Source organism: Candidatus Defluviibacterium haderslevense, assembly GCA_016712225.1.
Taxonomy (GTDB): Bacteria; Bacteroidota; Bacteroidia; order Chitinophagales; family Saprospiraceae; genus Vicinibacter; species Vicinibacter haderslevensis.
On the sequence record JADJRL010000003.1, the window covers coordinates 2,655,102 to 2,676,480 of the forward strand.

Here is a 21,379-nt window from a genome sequence, read left to right on the forward strand (position 1 = left end):
TTGTTGAGAGCATATATTTTGCCAGTTTTACCATCTTATTTTGAATAATTAATTAAAAACCAAATATGAAATCTTCAATTATTTATGTTATTTTAGGGGTCATTATCTTTTTTGTGGGTTGTAACAGTTACAACGGAATGATTAAGAAAAATGAGGGCGTCAACAGCAAATGGGCCATCGTAGAATCATCTTATCAAAGAAGAGCGGACTTAATACCGAATTTAGTGAGTACGGTCAAAGGTGAGGCAACATTTGAGCAATCCACATTAACCGGTGTCATCGAAGCAAGAGCTAAAGCAACCCAAATCAAAATTGATCCCAAGGATTTAACTGCTGAGAAACTTCAGGAATTCCAAGCTGCTCAAGGACAATTGAGTCAAGCATTAGGTCGATTGATGATGGTCTCAGAACAATATCCAAGCCTAAAAGCTAATGAAGGATTTAGAAATCTTCAAGCACAATTGGAAGGTACTGAAAACAGAATCAACGTAGCAAGAAATGACTTCAACAATGAAGTTCAGAGTTACAATACTTCAGTTGGCACCTTTCCTGGCATCTTCTTTTCTAAGTTGTTTGGATTTAAATCCCGAGATTACTTTAAGTCTCAAGAAGGAAATGATAAGGCTCCTGAAGTTAAATTTTAATATCATTCTGTGAAGTTATTTTCTAAACTCAAATCTGATTTTTTTTCTGCAAAAGAACAGGAAGAAATAAAGGAGGCTATACGTCATGCTGAAAAAAAGACGAGTGGTGAGATTCGCATTTTCATAGATCACCATGAAGATGTTCTTGGTCCGCTTGAAAAAGCAGAAATTGTATTCTACCATCTTAAAATGGAAGCAACGGTTCATCGCAATGCGGTATTAATTTATATTGCATTGAAGAACAAAACTTTTGCGTTGTATGGCGATCAGGGAATCCATGAAAGAGTCGGCTTGTCATATTGGAATCGACTATGTGATGATTTAGGAAAACATTTCCGGGAAGATTATATGAGAGATGGATTGATACAATGTATTAATGAATTAGGAATAGCTTTATCAGAACATTTTCCATATGAGTGTGATGATAAAAATGAACTTCCCGAAGATATTATATTCGGACACGATGCCATAAAATAATTTATGAATTTGAGACCTTTAAAAATTTTCTTTCTAGTTTTTTTGGTGAGCGTATTGACTGGTATGTCATACGATATAAAAGGACAAGATATTCCAACGCGACCTTCACCTCCGAGGTTGGTGAATGATTATACCGGTCTATTAAATCCATCTGAAATAGATGCATTGGAGCGCAAATTAGTAGCCTATAATGACAGCACCACCAATCAAATTACGATACTCATCGTGGCATCAGTTCAGCCGTATGATATTTCTGAATTTGGATTGAAAGTATTGCGTGAGTGGGGAATTGGAACACAAAAAAATAATAATGGGGTATTGATCACCGTAGCCCGTGAAGATCGCAAAGTGAATATAGCAACCGGTTATGGATTAGAAGGTGCCCTACCTGATATCATCTGTAAAACCATCATTGAAAACGATATTATTCCTGCATTTAGAAAAGGCCAATCTTATGAAGGTTTGGATAAGGCCACCGATGATATCATCCTCGCTGCAAGAGGCGAATATGTCAATACCCATGAAGGGAAACAAATACCATTATGGCTGCTGATATTACTGATTATCCTCATTTTTTTCTTCCTAATCATGCTGCTTAAAATAGCGCGAATGTCACAAGGCAACGGTTCTACCATACTAACCCGAAGAGGAGCCCACACATGGGATTCCGGAGGCTGGGGAAGTTCAGGTGGTGGATGGTTTAGTGGTGGATCGGGAGGCGGAAGTGATTGGGGCAGTGGTGGTGGCTTTGGAGGATTCGGTGGAGGATCCGGAGGTGGTGGTGGTGCGAGTGGGAGTTGGTAGGAATGTTGTGCGTTGGTTAATGCTAGCAATAAGATGATAAGAGTAATATAGTTATTATTTTATCTGTTGATTTATTTAAAATAAACGCAAGTTCTGAGAAAAACATACGTATAGCGAAATGTTAGCTGCAAATTAAACGGAACTTTCCGTATGACAAAAACACTTTTGACATTTGTAATCTTATTAATTTCAACTTTGACTTATTCACAAAGCAAGGTCGACACGATTAAGGTTTTATTCCTGCACGGAAGTATACCCACAAAGGGACAGAGAAACGAATACAAAACGGTAGGTGGACTTAGAGGCGGCCATATAGTTACGCAAATCGACAATGATGTTTATGGTTTTAATTTCAAATCAAAAAGAATAAGAGTGTTTCCTCATCCTTTCAACAAAAAAGGTATTATGGAAAAGGAAAACGTGACTGAATTTCTAAAGTTTAAAAATGGAACTAAAATGACTATTGTGAGTATTCCATTGACTTCGGAAGAGTTTAATAGCATCAAAGATTATTATGAACGAAATGCAAACAAAGCAAGTTTTGACTATGCGTTTTTCGGAATGCGTTGCGCATCGACTTGTTATAAAGGACTCTCTATTGCTAAAGTTTATCGTAGGTCGACAAATATGAGAGCAATAAGAAAATCTTTTCATCCGAGACAACTTAGAAAAAAGCTTTGCAAAACAGCAGTTGAGAAAGGTTATAAAGTGACAATTATCAAAGGTAGAACTGGGCGAATATGGGAAGGCGACAATTAATCTGCAGCTAACACGGGTTTTTCGTCAGGCGGGCAGACCTGCAAACCTGGAGCTTTATGCTTCTGTTGAACTTCAGTAATAAATTGAAGCTTTGTGCTCCGAAACCCGCCCGAACGCAAAGCCCGAAACCGTCAGGTTGTGAAAAAACTCCCTAATAAGTTTAATTTATTTGTATACCTATCTGAGAAATTTTCTATTATTGCATTCTAACCTCATTGGATTTAGGTATTTTCACACTCTGCCGTTGGCAGTAATTTTTCGACACTTCAATTAGATTTTTTAAATTTAGAAATATGAAAAGTAAATTTATTTTCACTTTATTAGCTTTGACAATATTGTGCGAATCCAATGCTCAAGTAAAGCCAACTAGAATTAAAGTTTATCTTCTTGGAACTTTTCATTTTGCACAAACCGATTCTATGTATAATGTATTGGAAGAGAAACACCAAAAAAGCATAATTCAACTTTGTAGTATAATTGGAAAACAAAAACCAGACAAAGTATTCGTTGAAAGGCAACCAGAATTCGAAAATCAAAATAAGACTGATAGTCTTTTTAGAATATTCTTATTGAATGGAGAATTAAAGCGGAAAAATGAACTTTTTCAGGTTGCCTTTAGAGTTGGAAGAAACCTTGGGCATACAAAATTGTATTCTTGTGACCATCCAAGCAATTACGGTAGTGACTACAGAAAAGTAAGAGAGTATGCAAACAACAATAATCAGACAAGTGTCTTAGAAGGTAAGAAAATAGGGAGTGTAGTAAGATTTGACAATACCATTAATGAAGATTCATTGATGAAAAAAAGCACACTTTTAGAATATATAATTTGGATAAATAGTGACCCAGTGATGTTTACTTCACATGGAAGTTATGTTGCAAACTATCCCTTAATTGGTAGTAACGACTTCTATTCGACAGACAATGATAGCACTTTAGTTGGTGCTGAGCTGACAGCAAATTGGTATAAAAGAAATGTTTTTATATATTCAAAAATTATTAATCAATTAAATTTTAAAGAAAAAGCAATTTTTTTGCTAATAGGTTCTGACCACATTCCTATACTTAGACATTTATTTCAAAGCAATCCTTACTTTGAATTTATTGAAACAAAAAAATGGTTGACAATGAAATAAGACTACTGCCAACACTTTGCGGCAGCAAGCTGGGCTTTGTAGCTTTTCTATCATTTGGATTTCTATTCATCTTTACTATCTTTATCCAAGCTTTCGTTCCTTGAACTCCCAGCCTTCTGCTACCAAGAGAATGTGATGCGCCATATCAATTATCAACTATTGAAAACGAATTTTATATTATATCAGAACTATGCAATCAAAATTGATAATAAACATTTAGATGTGCATAATATCTTTGACTTCACTGGTTTTGATAATAAAACTAAAACATTAGAATTAATCTGGATAAGCATAAACATGATTGGGTTCCAATTGATAATCCATCAATGTTCTGTATAACAATTTGCGATGTAGAATACCTTTTGGTACTTCCAAATGAAGACCCAAGTTCAATCTCAGATGAATCCTGTTTAAGTGATTTATCATATTACCCTTCGGATGAACGAGAGGAAAACGAATGCGTTGGCGATCAGGAATTGTCATTGCCAAGCGATGATATCATATTTAAATTTGAAAGTGGTCAAACAATCCGAGTAAAAGGGAATGAAATTAATGCCGAATATGAATAAAAACGACGCATAACACGGCATAAACTCTACACCGCCAAGCATCAGAAATCATTCTCTTTTAATTTTTTCCGGTCATGACAAATTAATTTTTTAGTTTTGACTGTTAATTATTTAGCGGTTTTGCATCTAGTCCAAATTCATTTTAATCGACTCAAATAAATTATTAAACTCAAATAAAAAAAACCTTATTTCTATCCTTAATTTCAAATTATCCAAATGAGTATATTTATAAGTTCTGTGGTAATCACGTTACTATTTGCATCCTCGACCACTACAAGTCAAGACATCAATTCTTGGTCGGAATTAAACTTGAAGGGCCGCGTTAAAACGCTTCACGAAGTTTATTACAGGCCAAAAGTAATCGGCAAAAATTATGAGTCAGAGGGTTCTAAAGACAGTATTGTATATGTCTTCAATACCGCGGGGAATATAATTGAGCAAAGAAATTTCGACGTCAATGCAAGCCTGACTCGGAGAACAGTTTTTGAATATGGACTAGATGAAAAAATAGTGGAAACTACAACTTTCTATTCTAATCAATCTGATTATACGGTAGCCAGTTATTCCTACGATGATAATAATAGACTTATAGAAGTAGCTGGAATTGATAATGATGGAAAGTTTGATGGAAAATCTACTTATTTGTATGATGAAAATGGAAATAATATTGAAGTGAAAATATATAGAGCTGATGGAAGCGGTTATTCTAAATTAAATTACAGTTATGACCTCAATGGACGGAAGATAGAAGAGAAGAAGTATTATTCTGAAGAAACACTTAAATGGATATATACATGGAAATATGATGTAAACGGTAAAATAATTGAAAGTAAAATTTGTGACGCCAATGGATTAGTAAACAGTAGAGAAACGTATCAATATGATGATCATGGAAATATTATTGAAATTAGTATATACAAAGCCGATGAAAACATTTTGAAAAAAAAGAAAACTTTTCGTTACGAATTTGACTCAAGCTTAAACTGGATAAAACAAACCTTATTTCTAAATGATACACAGATATCTGTTTCTGAAAGAAAAATAGAGTATTTTTAATTATAATATTAATCAGCAGGGATGGATACAATGAATAAGAAAATCTTAATAAAACCTAACAAACTAAATTACAAAATAGCAGTATTACATAAAGATATCAATAGGATTTTTCAATAGAACTATTATCTGATAATGGATTGAAAATAAGTCGACTATAAGATTAAGTTGTATACATACAAAAGGCAGTCCTGGCTTATTAAATTTAGAACTAATATATTTATAAAAGCTTAACAAATTAGGATGCTGATATGCCAGTTCATGTTTCTTGTTGATCAAGATAAGTATGGATCTGCTGATGGTAGTTAAGGTTACTTCATGACTCTTTATAAGAACGGCCAACTGAAAATAGCTGGAAAAATAGATACCAACAGTATTTTTAAATTAATTATTGAAAATTTAAATAGCTATGTATTATTTTTAGGTTTTCAAAAGAATATTACTTTAAAAATAGCACTCATTAGGAAATAAAGTATGAAAGACTTACACTTATCTCTGTTTCATTTGCCAGCTTTGTTCAACTTGTCTTTGAGTTATGCTTCATGCTTGGTGACACCACAAACTTTGAACGACTGCAAGAAACAAACAGACAAAAAAAATGTGTAACATAATGAGATTTACAGTTCAACAGCTTTAGAAAATGAAGAAAAATTATTCGCTTTTTCTGTTATTCCTTTTTATCGTTTCCTGCAAAGGGCAAGACACAACAAAAACACTTGGAAATTCTATTGCTTCTGACCCAGAAAGTGATATTGTTTCTGTTGCATTGAAAGATAAAAATGGAAACATTTGGTTTGCAGCTTCAGGCAGAGGGGTGTATCGTTACGATGCTCGCCTGAATGACGCAATCGGGCAGGAAAAATCCTTTACTAATTTTACAGAGAAAGACGGTTTAAATAGTAATGATGTTTCTTGCATTTATGAAGATAACAAAAGCAAACTTTGGTTTGGGACTAGTGGCGGGGTCTGTTACTACGATGGAAAAACTTTTATTAATTTTCCAATTGCTACAAATGAAAGTAACAATGCTTATTCCTCTATAGATTTTTCTTCCGAAATTCCAAAACAAGTAGTTAGTATTTTGCAGGATAAAGCAGGAAACTAAAAGCATTTATTGAACATCAAAAAAACAATACTATTTTTAATACACAGTTTAAACTTAATTAAATGAAAAATTTTATTTTAACATTAGCATTCTCGCTTACATTTAGTGCACTTTCTTTTGGACAAACTGATGCTGATTATACCAAGACATTAAAAAAGATGTTTACTCTTTCAGGAACCGAGGAGTCATACCAGTATGCAATTAAACAAATGTTTGTAATATTTAAAGAACAATCACCTTTTGTTGAAGCGAGTGTTTGGGAAGAGTTTGAGAAAGAATTTTCAAATACATCAATAGATAAACTTGTTGAAATGCTTGCGCCAGTTTATCAAAAATACATGACTCAAGTGGATCTAGAAGAAATGATCATATTTTACCAAACCCCAGTTGGAAAAAAATATGCAAAAAACTTGTCTATGATTATGCAAGAATCTATGGAGGTTGGTCAACAATGGGGGATGAAAATTGGGCAAGAAATTGCATATAAATTAAAGGAAAAAGGGAATTGATTAGGTGCAATAGCATGTAATGCAATCCAACATGAAACTTAATCGTGCTCTTTTGGTTTTATCATTAGAGATCAATGAATTCTCTAATTTTAGAGCCCAATGATTTGGCGGTTTATCGTCTATGCCAAAACCATTAGTCACTAGCATAGACACATTAAGCCACTTAATTAGTACAGATGAAAATCAAATACCCATTATCAGATCCCCATACTTTTTCTGTTGAAGAAATTCTTCAAGAGTTTCAAACGGATGCTACATCAGGATTAAGTCAAATTGAAGCAGAAAAACGGACCATTGAGTTTGGTGCAAATATTTATCAAACACAAAAACAGAAAAGTATTTTGTTAATGATACTTCTGCAATTCAAAAGTCCAATTGTTTATTTGTTGCTTTTTGCCGTAGTTGTTACGATCTACTTTCATAATTTTATTGAAGCTATTGCTATCCTGGTAGTTATTTTCATTAATGCCCTCATCGGATTTCTAATGGAGTTGCAGGCTCGCAACTCAATGAATACCCTGAAAGAAATGGATGTGATACTTTCAAAAGTTATTCGTGATGGAAAAATTCAAGAGATACCATCTGAAAAAATGGTACCGGGTGATATGATTTCATTAGAGGCTGGTGATGTGATTCCTGGTGATGCGCACCTTACAGAATCCAATCAGTTGCAGTGCGATGAATCTTCTCTCACAGGAGAGTCACTTCCGTCAGAAAAAAATCCAGAAAAACTTCCGAAAGATACTGTACTTGGAGACCAGGTTAACATGGTGTTTAAAGGTACTTCAGTAACGAATGGAAATGGTAAAGCCGTCATTATTGGAACAGCAATGCATACTCAATTAGGAACCATCACAGCCCTAGTAGAACATTCAAAAGAAGAAGAGACACCACTGGATAAAAAAATTCATGTTCTCAGTAAAAAGCTGATATGGATTACATTAGGGATGACATCTGTTTTTGCAATCACAGGATTTATTCAAGGAAAAGAATGGGTATTGATAATAGAGACTTCTATCGCTTTGGCGGTTGCTGCATTTCCTGAAGGCCTGCCTATAGTAGCCACTGTAGCATTGGCCTATGGTATGCTTTTGATGGCGAAGCGCAATGTCATTGTTAAAAAATTATCGGCTGTAGAAACTTTAGGAAGCACCAATGTGATATTGACTGATAAAACGGGTACTTTAACAGAAAACAAAATATATGTAGATACCTTTTGTTTTCCCGAAGAAATACTCAAGGTTGAAATTAAAGATAATGTACTGACTTTTGATAAAGGAAAAGTTGAAAAAAGTGAGGAAGCATTTCAAAAGTTGAGATTAATAGGTGCGCTATGTAATAATGCTTCTGCTAAAGATAGTAATGATAAAACGAAACTGTTGGGCGACCCAATAGAAATTGCACTTATTCATCTCGCTAATGCATCGGGTACATCTTATGAAGAATTAAAGTTACCATATGAAAGAATTGGTGAGATGCCTTTTAGTTCTGAAACCAAGATCATGGGGACGTTGCACAAAAATGCAAACGGTAAATTTGTTGCTGCAAAAGGCTCCGTAGAGCATTTATTGGAGAAATGCAATAAGTTGCAAATAGGTACCACCACAATAGATCTGAGTGAAGCAGAACGAAAAAAGATACTCGAGGAATCTGAGAAAATGGCTGCTGATGGTCTGCGTGTATTAGCTTTTGCTTATAGAGCGGAAGCGGAATTAAACCAAGATGATTTTTTAAATTCACTTGTTTACGTAGCCATGATTGGTTTTTTAGATCCACCGCGATTGGATATTAAAGAAGCTATTCTTACATGCAAAAAGGCGGGAATTAGAATTGTAATGATTACAGGTGACCATCCTTTAACGGCGCTTAACATTGCCAGAAAAGTAGGATTAGTAGATGAGTTAGAACAGAATGTAATAACCGGAATGGATATACCTCCAATGGAATCACTGTCCGAGGAATGGATTGAAAGAATACTTTCTACCTCGGTATTTGCTCGAGCCACACCAAAACAAAAATTAGAGATAGTAGAAATCTATCAAAATGCAGGCAACATAGTGTCTATGACTGGTGATGGCGTAAATGATGCACCCGCACTTAAAATATCAGATATTGGAATTGCTATGGGAATGAGGGGTACTCAGGTAGCTAAAGAAACTGCCAGCATAGTTTTAAAGGACGATTCGTTTATATCCATTGCCAAGGCTGTATCGCATGGCAGAGAGATATTTCAGAACATACAAAAATTCGTAATCTACCTCGTCTCTTGTAATTTGAGTGAAATATTTATTGTGACTACCTTGGGTTTTATTGCACCAGCCTCTACGCTACTTGCTTTACAGATATTGTTCTTAAATATGGTTACAGATATATTTCCGGCATTGGCTCTAGGATTAGGCAAAGGGGATAACACCATTATGGACAAGCCACCAAAAGACCCGAAAGATCCAATAGTTTCTAACAGAAATTGGATTGCAATTTCTTTATATGCTGGTGCCATAACCTTTGCAGTAATTGCTGCCGTAATTTATTGCAAACAAACTATTTCTACAGATGCCAAAATTGCAAACAATGTAGCGTTTATCACACTTGCATTTGCGCAACTCTTTCATGTGTTCAATATGTCATCTATACACTCAAAATTATTAGTGAATGAAATAACAAAAAATAAATTTGTATGGATAGCTTTTTTAATTTGCACTGGGCTTATGGCGGTGGTTTATGCTATACCTCAGATGCGTTTAGTGTTAGGTTTAACTATACTACCGGCAAAGGTGTGGTTAGTATCCATTTTGGCCGCATTGATTCCGTTGGTTTTAGCACAAGGATATAAAATCATTGTAGCGCGCAGAAATAAAACACGATCAGGTACTCAATTTTTTCTATAGCGGAGTCTGACACCTAAAAAAACCAATTCAAAATGATAGTTCAAATTGATAATAAAATATTGTCTGCTTATAACCTCTTCGCGAAATCCAATTCTATAACGAGACAATCACTTTTTATACTAGTGCTAGTATTGAATTAAATAAGAATTATTTATTTAATTATTCCAGAAAATTGGGGAAAAATTATTCCGCGAACAACCTTTTTCTCTCGCCTGTTGTGCACGCGGGCAAGTTGATCTTTTTATTTTCATAACGAAACCTAATGCATGATTTGGGATTTTTGCAATATATTTGTAGGTATGAAAATAAAATCTTGCTTAATATTTATTTGCATTTATTCATTTTGTGTTTTGTTATCAATAAAAGCCCAAGTTATTGCAACCGGCGGCCGACATTCCATAGTGTTGTGTTCAGATAGTACAGTAAAGTCATGGGGCTATAATGGTTATGGTCAATTGGGCAATGGTAATATTATGGAGCAGCATTCGGGTGTCTCGGTTGTTAATTTATCCCAAGTCAAACAGGTAGCTGGAGGATTATTTCATTCGATTTTTGTAAAAAGTGATGGAACCGTTTGGGCATCTGGGCGGAATAATAATGGTCCACTTGGTGATGGCACCAATATCGACAAGAGTTTTGCAGTCCAAGTTATTGGTTTAAATGAAGTGATTCAGGCTGCGGGTGGCGGAGAACATTCCCTTTTTTTAAAAAATGACGGTACCGTATGGGCTTGTGGATTAAATGGTTCAGGACAATTAGGAGATGGAACAAACGTTTCTAAAAATGTTCCTGTTCAAATAATGGGATTGAGCGATATAGTTCAAGTGGCTGCTGGAGCAGAATTTTCTTTATTTTTAAAAAGTGATGGCACCGTATGGGCATGTGGACATAATGGATTTGGGCAATTTGGAAATAGTTCTAACGCGTCAAAGAATCGCCCGGTTCTAATTACAGGATTAACGGAAATCGTTCATATTTCTGCGGGTGAATGGCATTCTCTTTTTGTAAAAAAGGATGGAAGTGTATTTTCTGCCGGTAGAAATAATTACGGTCAATTAGGAGATGGTAGTACTATTGACAAGAATGTGGCAATTCAAATTATTGGTTTGTCAGATATCATCCAAGCTGATGCAGGTGGAATACATTCTGTATTTGTAAAAAGAGATGGATCTGTTTGGTCCAGTGGATTAAATAGTGGGGGAAACAATGATGGACAATTGGGTGATGGCACTAAAGTAGATCGATCAGTTCCTGTGCAAGTCATTAATTCATGGGGATCTGGAAAAATAATATATGCTACAGCGACCAGAGAGCATACACTTTTGTTGCATGAAGATGGAACCATCTGGGCTTGTGGCAGGAATAATTATGGTCAATTGGGTTATGGGTCCTTTACTACAGTGAATTCATTTATCCCTGTGCAATCAAAAAATATTTGCCCAGTTGTCTCTGCTACTACAAATAAAATGAAATCCGATAAAGGTCTAATGTCAATTCACAAACTAAGTTTAAATTCAGAAGCAATATTGAATACATCTTTTGAAATGAATGATGCTACTTTGATTTTTTATAATTATTTAGGTCAGCCGATCAAATTGATTAGGAATTTATTTGGGCAAGAAGCTGGAATAAATATTGATGGAATCGATAATGGTATATATTTGCTAACCATTTTGCAAAACCAAAAAAGTATTTGTACATCCAAATGGATATTCATGAATTAGTTCCAATAGATATGAATGTATTAAAATCTGTTAAAAATAAATTGTGAAACATAAAAGCGCTGAAGTAAGTACATTTCTTGATGAGTTAAATCACCCATTAAGAATGGAAATTGAGAATTTGCGTGAATTCATTTTGAACTCAGATGTAAGGATTACCGAGAATATTAAATGGAACGGACCTAATTATTGCATAAATAATGAAGATCGTATTACCATGAGAGTTCAGCCTCCTAAACAAATACAACTCATTTTTCATCGGGGCGCAAAAGTACAGGAACTGCCAAAGAATAGAATAATAGAAGATGATTCTGGATTATTGATTTGGAAGACGAGTGATCGGGCAGTTGCGACTTTTCGAAATGCAGGAGAAATCGAGCAAGGCAAAGTCAACTTAACTGATATAGTTAAAAAGTGGATACAAGAAACAACAAAATAATTTATTTATAAAAATCTATTGAATCATGTCATTTCAAGCTTATATCGATAATATTAAAACCAAAACGGGTAAAACACCTGAAGATTTTAAAAATCAAATGGATCAGGAAGGAATACTCAGATCTGATATGAAAGCAACTGAACTTGTGCTATGGCTAAAAGAAAATTATCAGTTGGGACATGGACATGCTATGGCCATTTGGGCTGTGTTTAAGTCTAAAGGGTGGGTGAAGGATAAATAGTATGAATTATATAAGATGAATTTCATTTTTTTTAACCAATTACTTAATTGTTGCAAATAGAAGCCAAATAATATCAATAATTACCAAGTCAATGGGTGGAATATATTTTTTATAAAATCATGAATTATGGAACAAATTCCAAATTATTTAAATATTTTTTTTGGACTAACGACCTTATTTACGATTGGAATATTTTATTGGGCCGCTAATCAATCAAAATTCACCTTGATCATTTTACTATCATGGTTGATTTTGCAATTCATCATTGGAACAACTGGATTTTATACCATAACTGAAGGTTTTCCACCTAGGTTCTTGTTATTAATCTTGCCTCCTTTTATTTTTATTGGAGTATTATTCTCAACTACGAATGGCAGATTATTTATTGATGGGTTGAATTTAAGAATACTTACGATGTTGCATATAGTTAGAATTCCTGTTGAGCTCGTATTGTATGGATTATATGTATATAAGGCAGTTCCTGAATTGATGACTTTTGAAGGAAGGAATTATGACATAGTATCTGGATTGACAGCTCCTATAATTTATTACCTTGGTTTTGTCAAAAAACAATTCAATACAAGGTTATTATTGATTTGGAATTTCATTTGTTTAGGACTTCTATTCAATATTGTTGTTCATGCGGTTCTTTCTGCCCCATTTCCATTTCAGCAACTCGCTTTTGATCAACCCAATATAGCTGTTTTGCATGCGCCATTTAATGGGTTACCTTCTTGTGTTGTTCCACTCGTATTGCTTTCGCATTTGGCTGCAATCAGACAATTATTAAGAAGTAAAGCTACATAAAAGAGCATCAAACTATTGGTTTTTCACTTGTCAATGGCCATAAATGGTTGATTCGATTGAAAGAAGATATTCTTAAAGTTGAAATATGCTCTTATTTCTAGAATTTTTTCTTTAATTTTTTTTTGGGTTTATTAAAAGCAAACTCTATTTTATTAATTATAGATTATGGGGTAATCAATTAAGTTATATTGATTACTTTCACATTTGAATGAGGGGCAAAACGATTTAAGCAAACCTAGTCAAGCAAACCATTCTAGTTTATTTTTGATTGTTTAAATTTTAGTCCCACACATTAAATTACTTAGTTGAGCTTTATTTATTTTGAGGGATTGAAATGTAATCATTAATATGACAAAGAGTCACATATTATAAAATAGATAATTTATTGTAATGAAAAAACTAACAAAAATTTGCATAATCCTACTAATATGTAGTAGTTTTATGAAATGTGGAACACATAAGACACATGCCAGCAGTTCGAATTCAAAGCATGAAACCCTTACTATAAACACACCTGATGAGGCCATTTTAGAACTTAAGGATGGAAATAAGCGATTTCTACAAAACAAACCTATTAATACAGATTATAAGAGTCAAATCGAACATACTAAAAGTGATCAACATCCACATTCTTTAATATTATCTTGTCTGGATAGTAGAATCCCACCCGAAATTATTTTTGATCAAGGAATTGGAAATATATTTGTAGCAAGAAATGCTGGAAATATTGAAGATCAAAATATTTTGGGGAGTATGGAATTTGCTACAAAAGTTAAGGGGAGTAAACTAATAGTTGTTATCGGTCATAATCATTGTGGTGCTGTAAAGGGAGCCGTAGATGATGTTGAATTGGGCCATTTAACTCAACTGGTCAATCAAATTAAACCTGCTATTGTCCAGAACGAAGATAAAAAACTTATGTTAGATGAGACTTCAAAAAATAGTGTCAAGCGAACTATTGATGATATACTTAAACGGAGTCCAGTAATAGAAGAATTAGTTAAGAAGAATCAAGTTAAAATTGTTGGGGCTTATTACAACTTAGAAAACGGAAAAGTTACTTTTTTTGATTAATTTTTTTTGTGTGTAGCTTATGATTTGAACTTAATTATTTTGGGCTAAGTTGTTAGCTTGAAAGTATTATAATGAGTTGGGTGAGTTTCATTCCCTAATTTTTTGTTTGAAGGCATTTAAATTTTATTCAAAAAGTATTAATTTCAGTTTTACCTGTTTTTGAATTTTAGAGATGGTTTAAGTTGTAAATATTTTTAAAAAAAAAGGATCAACTATATAGTCAACCCTTTATGATTTTAGATGTGGGATATTTTAATTTCTATGTTTGAGTAAATAGAATAAGCCTAACTGTAAACCACTATTATTTGATTTAACAGTTCCATATTTGTTAATGTTGCTAACGCCAAAGTTATATCTTGCATCCACACCAAAACCAGATGGTGGATGTACATAGCTAACTCCAGCTGCTAGACTCAGATCCAAAATGTTAAAATTGTCCTTAGTGTTAATGCTGTTATTGTTGTTTTTTGAATGAGCCCATACAAGTATACCTAGTTGAGGTCCAGCTTGAAGTCTAAGTCCATTATTAAACATATATTGAAATAACACAGGTACGTTGATATAATTTAGGTTTAAGGATTCTTTACCTCCGGAACTTAGATTGTATCTATAGCCTTGAGTAGAGAACACCAATTCAGGTTGTATTGCAAAATGACTTTTAATATGTATATGTCCTAATAATCCTACATTGAATCCAGCTTTTAATTTTGATTCTGAATTGTTGTCGCTGTTAATTGTATAAAGGTTAAGTCCTCCTTTAATACCTAAGTTAACATGTTGAGCATTTGTTGCAGTTATCAATATGAATATGAAGCATGCAATAGTTAAGTAAAATTTCATAATTTGTATTTTTTTATATTTAAATAAATGATATGGTTGTATATTTTGTCAAGTAACGTATGTTGTTTTATATAGGTTCATTGCTATTGCCTATTTATTAATTTAATTCAAGTTTATTTTATTTTTATTTATTAATGTGTGAATGATATTAGAAAATATTTGAATTATGTAATTTATTATTGGTTTATTGTTGTATTGATTTTATGATTTTAATCACACAGTTATATTTTTACTTATAGTTTAATGGGATTCTTCTGTATATCATTTAAGTAAAGAAAAGTAATTTAAATCAGAAATGAGGATTGTATATCCAATCGATTGATTTGTAAGGATGGTTATCGTAGAATTATCATATTTTTTTGAAATATATCATTTCTACCCTTTTAATAGTTCAATATTAGATCACTAAACAAATGCAAATTAATTCAAAAATGGTGGTTCATTTATAGCATGTAAAGCGTAAATGTATTTTTGATTAACAAATGTTATTGAGGACTGGATTCATGATATTAAAATTCTTGAACTTAATACTAACTTAGGAAAATATTTTTATTTAAGTGTAACTTTTACTTTTGTAATATTTAGGCTTTTGATTTAGTATCAGTACTATTTTGTTTGATATTACAAGTTAAATAGAAAATAAGATTTTAAATGTTTAATTAAAAAAATAGGTCTACATTATTGCAGACCTATTATTTATTCAAAGTAAAGGATAATTAACTTCTGTGTTTTAATAAATAAAATATTCCCAATTGCAAGCCACTATTAATGGATTTGACTGTTCCATATTTATTAATATTACTAACTCCAAAATTATATCTTAAATCGCCACCAAATCCTGTTGGTGGATTTACATAACTAAAGCCTGTAGTTATTGCAAAATCTATTGTATTAAAGTTATCTTTAGAGTTTATACTGTTATTATTGTTTTTTGATTTAGCGAACACAAGAAGACCCAGTTGCGGTCCGGCTTGAAGTCTAAATCCTCTATTAAACATAAATTGGAAGAGCACAGGTAGATTTAGATAATTTAATTTTAAGGTGCCTTCATCTCCAGAACTCAGATTATATTTATAACCTTGAGTTGAGAACCATAATTCAGGTTGTAATGCAAAATGTTTTGTGAAATGAATATGACCCAGGTAGCCAATATTGAATCCGGGTTTCAATTTTGATAGTGCATTGTTGTCACTTTTAATAGTATAAAGATTGAATCCTCCTTTGATACCCAAGTTAACATATTGAGCATTTGATGCAGTTGTCAAAAATATTGTCAAACATGCAATACTTAAATAAATTTTCATAATTTTAATTTTTATAAGTATAAAAAAATTGAATTATTCCATGGTTTATTTAGTTTTTTAACGCAGTTATATTTATTAAAGTTCATAAACACCATATTTTTTTAATTTTAAATTAGTGGTTTTAATATTTTAATAATTGTGAAGGGGATTATATGGATTCAATATTGGATATTTATTTTATGAATCAAAGTGATAGTTTTATTTTTATTATAACATTATTAGGATGGTATTGCAATGTCCATGTTATGTGCTTTTTGATATTATTTAAGTTTAGGAACGCTTACCTATTTGCCAACTAAGAATTGCCACTGTGTGAATTTGAAAAGTAAGGATATATGGGTGAAAGTAGCAAGTTAAGATATTTGTTTAATAAATTATCATAGCTTGTTTCATATTGATTATATTTGCATAAACAGTAAATGATCTTGACAGATAATTTTCAAAAACCAGGAGTTTACATCATTGGCGCTGCACAACTTAAGGTTGAGAAGCAATCAGCACTTAGTATTCGTGAAATGGGAGCAAAAGCGATCCGGGATGCTATGAATGATGCGGGAATCGAACAAGTGGATGCGATCTATATCGGAAATATGCTCTCCGGATTAATTTCACACCAACAGCAATTAGGTTCTATTGTAGCGGGAGCTGCGGGATTGAATGGGACAGAAGCAGTAACACTGGAGGCGGCGTGTGGCTCTGGTGGTGCAGCTCTCCGTAACGGATATATGGCCATTATGAGTGGGATGTGCGATACTGTGGTAGTGTGTGGATTAGAAAAGATGAGTCATCATGATAAAACCTTTATAACAGATTCGATAGCTACGGCTTCGGATTGGGAAATTGAAGGTGGACAAGGAGCTTCATTTCTAACATTAAATGCAGGACTCATGCAAAGTTATTTGGACACTTATAAAATTTCGCCCGATCTCTTTGCCATGTTTGGTGTAAATGCACATCACAATGCTAACAAGAATCCGAATGCGTTACTTCACAAAGAAATTACTATTGAAGATTATGTCAATGCAAAATTTATAAGTGAGTCTTTGAGAATTTATGATGCTTCACCCATTTGTGATGGGAGTGCTGCAGTTATTTTGTCTAAGTATCCACCATTGAATCACAACAACAGACCACAGGTCAAAATAACAGCTTCCACTTCTGCTACTGATTTTGTGGGTATTGCTAATAGAGTAGATCCATTGGAAGCTGCTGGTATCAAACGTTCTGGATTGAAAGCATTGGATGTGGCAGGAATAAGTATTGATGATATTGATTTTTTCGAATTGCATGATGCCTATTCTATCATTGCAACGTTGACACTTGAAGCCTTGGGATTTGCAAAAAAAGGTGAGGGTTGGAAACTTGCTGTAGAGGAAGAGATTACACCAAATGGAAGTATACCTATAGCAACTTTTGGTGGACTTAAAGCACGAGGACATCCGATCGGAGCTTCCGGCGTCTATCAAGCAGTAGAAGCCTATATGCAATTAACAGGTCTTGGCGGCGATAATCAATTAAAGAAGGACGTTCGTATTGGTTTAATTCAGAGTATCGGTGGTACTGCTTCTACGATCTTAACTCACGTCTTGGTTAAGCAATAATGACTTAATTATTTGGTCAATATAAATTCTAAATGCTTGCATGTAAAATTCACTTGAATCTTAAATCAAAGACTAATAACCAGCTTTAGAAAGTTTTTTTATTTAGGAAATGGCTTGTTGTATTAATGTAATATGGAAAATGTTTTTTGAAAAGAAGAACCATTTTCACAAATGATCTTAGATAAATAAATGCCTGAAGGCAAGTTTTTCGAAGATATATAAAAATTATCCCCACCATTAGCATTAACAGAAGTAGCAACAAATCCTTGCATATTATAAATGTTTATTTTTTTTGCAGATGATTTCAAATTGGAAATTTTAATATTGATTTCATCATTACAAGGATTTGGATAGATCGTGTAATCTTCCTCGATTGTTTTATTGTTCTTGTCACTTATATTGGTAAGAATGCAAAGCCCCGGCATATTGTTATCCATCCACTCCAATCTTTTAATCAGCCACCTTTTTAGACTGTTGACATTATTATGGAAAGTAGATGGAAATGGATAAGGATTTGGCCAAATATATAAACCAAGTATGGACCACAAATCAAAATTTTTTTCGGCAGCATCTTGGATTTCAAGTTCATAATTGTTGATTCGATTTTCTAAGGCTTTATTACTCCAACTTGTAGCGCGGAGTTTTGAATATTCACATTGTAAATTATTAATAAAAAGCGAATCACTTAATAATTTATCCCACCAAAAAGGTAACTGCCAATTATCTCCAGGACAGACGTTTCCAAAATCTATAGCCCAGCCGGAAGTCTGTTCACCTGAACAATAATTGATATTTCCAAATGCTATATCATAATCCCAGGGTGGTCCTATGGTTAGTTTTCCGCCTTTATCATCCCTGGTTTTATACAAATAGGTACTGAGTCTATAACCATCTGTGTTTCTACTTAATTCATTCAATAAGAAATAGTGTATGAAAGATGCTTCATCTGCATATTTTCTCCAACCCTTATCTTTTTGGATTAGCGTATCGTAGTATAATGTTTGTTCAAAAGAATCAACAAATTGAGTAATGTATTTTTTTTGTTGATCATTCATTTTATCATCTGTTGGATAATGATATTGATAATAAATGATTTGATTGAAGGGATGAATGTTAGGTGGAAAATTGGAAATCCAACCGGCACCATTGCCTCCTGTTCCTTTATCGATTTTAAATATATAACCTCCTGTGAGTTGCACACCTGAAGTATCTTCAAGTGTAAGTTTAGAAATGTCTACTCGATTTTTATCTTGTTTTATTTTTTCCATTAAAACGTAAAGACCTTGATGTTCATCATTAATGACTAAATCTACATAACGGACCCGACTTGCGTATCGACCCAAATCGCGATAGAGATCATACGCCAATACATTATTCATAAAGCTTTTATCCGTGAAATTTGCACTTAGTATCCAATCACTTTCTTCCGGCATTCCTAGTAATCCTATTTTGGTTTCAATTCCCAACGAATCAACAAATTCAAAACCGTAGGACTTTTTAGGAAACCATTGACTGCTTGATCCTCTTAATTCAATACCGATTTTTGCTTTTAGAATTGCGGAATCATGAAATCCATTAAAGCCTTGAATGGGATTATCAACCAATTCAAAATCGACAATTCTTTTAGGATCGTCCAATATATTTTCACCCAAAGTATTGATTCTAATGATGGGAAGTTTACTTTGTAGGTAGGGCTTAGAAGGTTTAGGTGGCGTCATTCCAAAACTTAAAGACCACGAATTAAGTATTCCTGATTGGCTCGGATAACGATCTTTTATTAATAAACGCCAGGTACCATTACCAGAGACTTTAGAATTCAAATGACCAAAATTTCTAATGGGTCTGTAAGTATCTGTATATGGTCCCCAATTATTAGCGATAAAATTGTTAGATTTCATGTCTAAGCATCCCTGAAAATCGGATCCCCCAAGTCCTGTGGTTAATAATACTTTTTGACCTCCAGGAGACGTAAGCCATAATTCCAATTGATCCATGGATGGATGATTTAGGTTGATGCAAATTTTGATTAATCCAAAGCTTGAATCGATTTGATCGGGACTTAAATCTTTTATGTCAATTGGAAATTCTGTTATACTTGTGCCATCATCAAGAATTGGACCTGAACTATTTGAGGTGTAAACCTGTCCGAATAGTGTGTTACAAAAAATTATAAATGCAAGAAGTCGGAAAGATTTTATCAATTTGGTCAAATTTAAGGTCTCAAATATAAATCATTTTTTAAAAAAAATCTTTTTTTAATCAATACTTGAGATCAAAGAGGGATTCTTTGCTTTATTGGTAAATGAAGTCTATTGGATAATTCTGATATGAATTTTATATTCGTAAAAAGGAGTAGTAGATCATTTATATTTGTGCATTATGATATAGCGTGAGTTTTAAATTACCACAAACCCAAATTAATATTTGTAATTCATGAATAATCAATTGTTTAAAGGTGCTGATCAAATTAATTGGAAAGGGATATTTCTCTATTACATGATAGCTGTAGTCATTGCATTACCTTTTAATAGTAGTATTGCTAATCCATATTACCTTGAATTTACAGGAGGTACGATAATCGCTCAATTAACGTTTCTGCCAGCTTGTTTGGGGACTTTAATTGCTGCTTTAGTTGCCTTTAAGTTTGATGTCTTGCATCAAAAAAGTATTGATTTTTTTGGCAATCACACCTACAAGAATACACTGATTGCACTTGTACCCTTGATTGTGCTTACTATTTTTGGAATTGATAATACCATGGGATGGGACAAACATATATATGCATTTACATTTGTGATGATCATATTAGTGTATTCCACATGTGAAGAAATATTTTGGCGAGGATACCTTCAAGATGCACTCAGACCTTTAAGTATTTACATTCGATTTACAGTATTAGGTGTTATGTGGTGGGCATGGCATTTTCCATTTAACGATCCTTTTGGATGGACGGGGTTTCTGCTGCTTTGTTTGCTAAGCGCTTTTTTGATCGGTAAATTTGCAGAGGAGTCCAAATCGTATTTTACGACCGGAGGATTACATTGTTTAGTTACTTCGTTATTTAACATGAATGAAACAGACAATAATACTAAAATGTTGATGGGTGGGCTTACGATTGCAGTGTGGTTAGGAATTGGTACATTTTGGAAAACACCGCTTGTTACTAAGGATTCAATTTAATTAGAATTCGTATTGATGTAATTAATTACATACATTCTAGCTCAAAGGATAAAACCGAATTAACTAATCTGTAATTTTATTCTACTTCCTTCAAGTCCAACTTCAAGTTTGATTTATGATTAAATTAAACTAAGAAACCCTTCTTCTAGGCTTATAATCCAAGCTTCAAAACATTTTTTCGTTTTTTCTGCAACGCGAGATACTTTTTAAGGATATGATGGTTAAATG

The 21,379-nt window shown here is 33.2% G+C and carries 20 protein-coding genes; 17 read left to right on the top strand and 3 right to left on the bottom strand.

The genetic code is table 11. The features are described from left to right. Positions 1-65 precede the first annotated feature (65 nt). From IPK88_10435 to IPK88_10505, 15 genes are all read left to right on the top strand, one after another. The gene (locus IPK88_10435; GenBank protein MBK8243832.1) at positions 66-644 is read left to right on the top strand and encodes a LemA family protein; all 579 of its coding nucleotides are present in this window, start codon (positions 66-68) and stop codon (positions 642-644) included. 9 nt (positions 645-653) lie between these two features. Then, on the top strand, positions 654-1,121 hold the full coding sequence (locus IPK88_10440) for a TPM domain-containing protein (protein ID MBK8243833.1): 468 nt from the start codon (positions 654-656) through the stop codon (positions 1,119-1,121). 3 nt (positions 1,122-1,124) lie between these two features. Further along, positions 1,125-1,925, top strand: a complete 801-nt coding sequence (locus IPK88_10445; protein MBK8243834.1) for a TPM domain-containing protein — start codon at positions 1,125-1,127, stop codon at positions 1,923-1,925. A 150-nt stretch (positions 1,926-2,075) separates the two neighbouring features. Beyond that, positions 2,076-2,684: a hypothetical protein gene (locus IPK88_10450; GenBank protein ID MBK8243835.1), complete on the top strand. Its 609-nt coding sequence runs from the start codon at positions 2,076-2,078 to the stop codon at positions 2,682-2,684. 293 nt (positions 2,685-2,977) lie between these two features. Continuing rightward, positions 2,978-3,820 (top strand): hypothetical protein, encoded by an 843-nt coding sequence (locus IPK88_10455; GenBank protein ID MBK8243836.1) that lies wholly within the window; start codon positions 2,978-2,980, stop codon positions 3,818-3,820. 326 nt (positions 3,821-4,146) lie between these two features. Further along, positions 4,147-4,389 (top strand): hypothetical protein, encoded by a 243-nt coding sequence (locus IPK88_10460; GenBank protein MBK8243837.1) that lies wholly within the window; start codon positions 4,147-4,149, stop codon positions 4,387-4,389. 216 nt (positions 4,390-4,605) lie between these two features. Further along, complete coding sequence (locus tag IPK88_10465) at positions 4,606-5,445, top strand: hypothetical protein (protein MBK8243838.1); 840 nt, start codon at positions 4,606-4,608, stop codon at positions 5,443-5,445. Between the two features lie 637 nt (positions 5,446-6,082). Next, positions 6,083-6,547 carry a hypothetical protein gene (locus IPK88_10470; GenBank protein MBK8243839.1) on the top strand — a complete coding sequence of 155 codons (465 nt, stop codon included), beginning with the start codon at positions 6,083-6,085 and terminating at the stop codon, positions 6,545-6,547. A gap of 62 nt (positions 6,548-6,609) precedes the next feature. Next, on the top strand, positions 6,610-7,056 hold the full coding sequence (locus tag IPK88_10475) for a DUF2059 domain-containing protein (protein MBK8243840.1): 447 nt from the start codon (positions 6,610-6,612) through the stop codon (positions 7,054-7,056). Positions 7,057-7,232: 176 nt separating this feature from the next. Beyond that, positions 7,233-9,944 carry a cation-translocating P-type ATPase gene (locus tag IPK88_10480; protein MBK8243841.1) on the top strand — a complete coding sequence of 904 codons (2,712 nt, stop codon included), beginning with the start codon at positions 7,233-7,235 and terminating at the stop codon, positions 9,942-9,944. Positions 9,945-10,294: 350 nt separating this feature from the next. Next, the gene (locus IPK88_10485; protein ID MBK8243842.1) at positions 10,295-11,668 is read left to right on the top strand and encodes a hypothetical protein; all 1,374 of its coding nucleotides are present in this window, start codon (positions 10,295-10,297) and stop codon (positions 11,666-11,668) included. 103 nt (positions 11,669-11,771) lie between these two features. Further along, a complete protein-coding gene (locus IPK88_10490; protein MBK8243843.1) occupies positions 11,772-12,104 on the top strand; it encodes a DUF1801 domain-containing protein in 333 nt (110 codons plus the stop codon). A gap of 25 nt (positions 12,105-12,129) precedes the next feature. After that, positions 12,130-12,345, top strand: coding sequence for a DUF4287 domain-containing protein (locus IPK88_10495; GenBank protein ID MBK8243844.1), 216 nt, complete (start codon positions 12,130-12,132; stop codon positions 12,343-12,345). Positions 12,346-12,471: 126 nt separating this feature from the next. Further along, entirely contained in the window at positions 12,472-13,152 is a 681-nt protein-coding gene (locus tag IPK88_10500) for a hypothetical protein (protein ID MBK8243845.1), read from the top strand. Positions 13,153-13,593: 441 nt separating this feature from the next. Next, positions 13,594-14,226 carry a carbonic anhydrase gene (locus IPK88_10505; protein MBK8243846.1) on the top strand — a complete coding sequence of 211 codons (633 nt, stop codon included), beginning with the start codon at positions 13,594-13,596 and terminating at the stop codon, positions 14,224-14,226. Positions 14,227-14,478: 252 nt separating this feature from the next. On the opposite strand, the gene IPK88_10510 is transcribed toward IPK88_10505, so the two are convergent. Both IPK88_10510 and IPK88_10515 read right to left on the bottom strand, forming a co-directional pair. After that, a complete protein-coding gene (locus IPK88_10510; GenBank protein ID MBK8243847.1) occupies positions 14,479-15,066 on the bottom strand; it encodes a PorT family protein in 588 nt (195 codons plus the stop codon). A 716-nt stretch (positions 15,067-15,782) separates the two neighbouring features. Next, positions 15,783-16,370: a PorT family protein gene (locus tag IPK88_10515; protein MBK8243848.1), complete on the bottom strand. Its 588-nt coding sequence runs from the start codon at positions 16,368-16,370 to the stop codon at positions 15,783-15,785. A 419-nt stretch (positions 16,371-16,789) separates the two neighbouring features. Here IPK88_10515 and IPK88_10520 point away from each other — a divergent pair, with 419 nt between their 5' ends. Then, positions 16,790-17,971, top strand: a complete 1,182-nt coding sequence (locus IPK88_10520) for a thiolase domain-containing protein (protein ID MBK8243849.1) — start codon at positions 16,790-16,792, stop codon at positions 17,969-17,971. Positions 17,972-18,093: 122 nt separating this feature from the next. On the opposite strand, the gene IPK88_10525 is transcribed toward IPK88_10520, so the two are convergent. Then, positions 18,094-20,172 (bottom strand): CotH kinase family protein, encoded by a 2,079-nt coding sequence (locus IPK88_10525; protein MBK8243850.1) that lies wholly within the window; start codon positions 20,170-20,172, stop codon positions 18,094-18,096. 232 nt (positions 20,173-20,404) lie between these two features. Between IPK88_10525 and IPK88_10530 the strand changes: the two genes are divergently transcribed. Next, entirely contained in the window at positions 20,405-21,151 is a 747-nt protein-coding gene (locus tag IPK88_10530) for a CPBP family intramembrane metalloprotease (protein ID MBK8243851.1), read from the top strand. Positions 21,152-21,379: the final 228 nt, after the last annotated feature.

Excerpts from the sequence above, each read along its gene's own strand:
- IPK88_10435 (MBK8243832.1), top strand. The coding sequence starts at position 66 with ATGAAATCTTCAATTATTTATGTTATTTTAGGGGTCATTATCTTTTTT.
- IPK88_10530 (MBK8243851.1), top strand. The coding sequence starts at position 20,405 with ATGAATAATCAATTGTTTAAAGGTGCTGATCAAATTAATTGGAAAGGG.
- IPK88_10460 (MBK8243837.1), top strand. The coding sequence starts at position 4,147 with ATGTTCTGTATAACAATTTGCGATGTAGAATACCTTTTGGTACTTCCA.
- IPK88_10515 (MBK8243848.1), bottom strand. The coding sequence starts at position 16,370 with ATGAAAATTTATTTAAGTATTGCATGTTTGACAATATTTTTGACAACT.
- IPK88_10500 (MBK8243845.1), top strand. The coding sequence starts at position 12,472 with ATGGAACAAATTCCAAATTATTTAAATATTTTTTTTGGACTAACGACC.
- IPK88_10510 (MBK8243847.1), bottom strand. The coding sequence starts at position 15,066 with ATGAAATTTTACTTAACTATTGCATGCTTCATATTCATATTGATAACT.
- IPK88_10450 (MBK8243835.1), top strand. The coding sequence starts at position 2,076 with ATGACAAAAACACTTTTGACATTTGTAATCTTATTAATTTCAACTTTG.
- IPK88_10495 (MBK8243844.1), top strand. The coding sequence starts at position 12,130 with ATGTCATTTCAAGCTTATATCGATAATATTAAAACCAAAACGGGTAAA.
- IPK88_10520 (MBK8243849.1), top strand. The coding sequence starts at position 16,790 with ATGATCTTGACAGATAATTTTCAAAAACCAGGAGTTTACATCATTGGC.
- IPK88_10465 (MBK8243838.1), top strand. The coding sequence starts at position 4,606 with ATGAGTATATTTATAAGTTCTGTGGTAATCACGTTACTATTTGCATCC.
- IPK88_10480 (MBK8243841.1), top strand. The coding sequence starts at position 7,233 with ATGAAAATCAAATACCCATTATCAGATCCCCATACTTTTTCTGTTGAA.
- IPK88_10505 (MBK8243846.1), top strand. The coding sequence starts at position 13,594 with ATGAAATGTGGAACACATAAGACACATGCCAGCAGTTCGAATTCAAAG.
- IPK88_10445 (MBK8243834.1), top strand. The coding sequence starts at position 1,125 with ATGAATTTGAGACCTTTAAAAATTTTCTTTCTAGTTTTTTTGGTGAGC.
- IPK88_10490 (MBK8243843.1), top strand. The coding sequence starts at position 11,772 with ATGGAAATTGAGAATTTGCGTGAATTCATTTTGAACTCAGATGTAAGG.
- IPK88_10475 (MBK8243840.1), top strand. The coding sequence starts at position 6,610 with ATGAAAAATTTTATTTTAACATTAGCATTCTCGCTTACATTTAGTGCA.
- IPK88_10455 (MBK8243836.1), top strand. The coding sequence starts at position 2,978 with ATGAAAAGTAAATTTATTTTCACTTTATTAGCTTTGACAATATTGTGC.
- IPK88_10470 (MBK8243839.1), top strand. The coding sequence starts at position 6,083 with ATGAAGAAAAATTATTCGCTTTTTCTGTTATTCCTTTTTATCGTTTCC.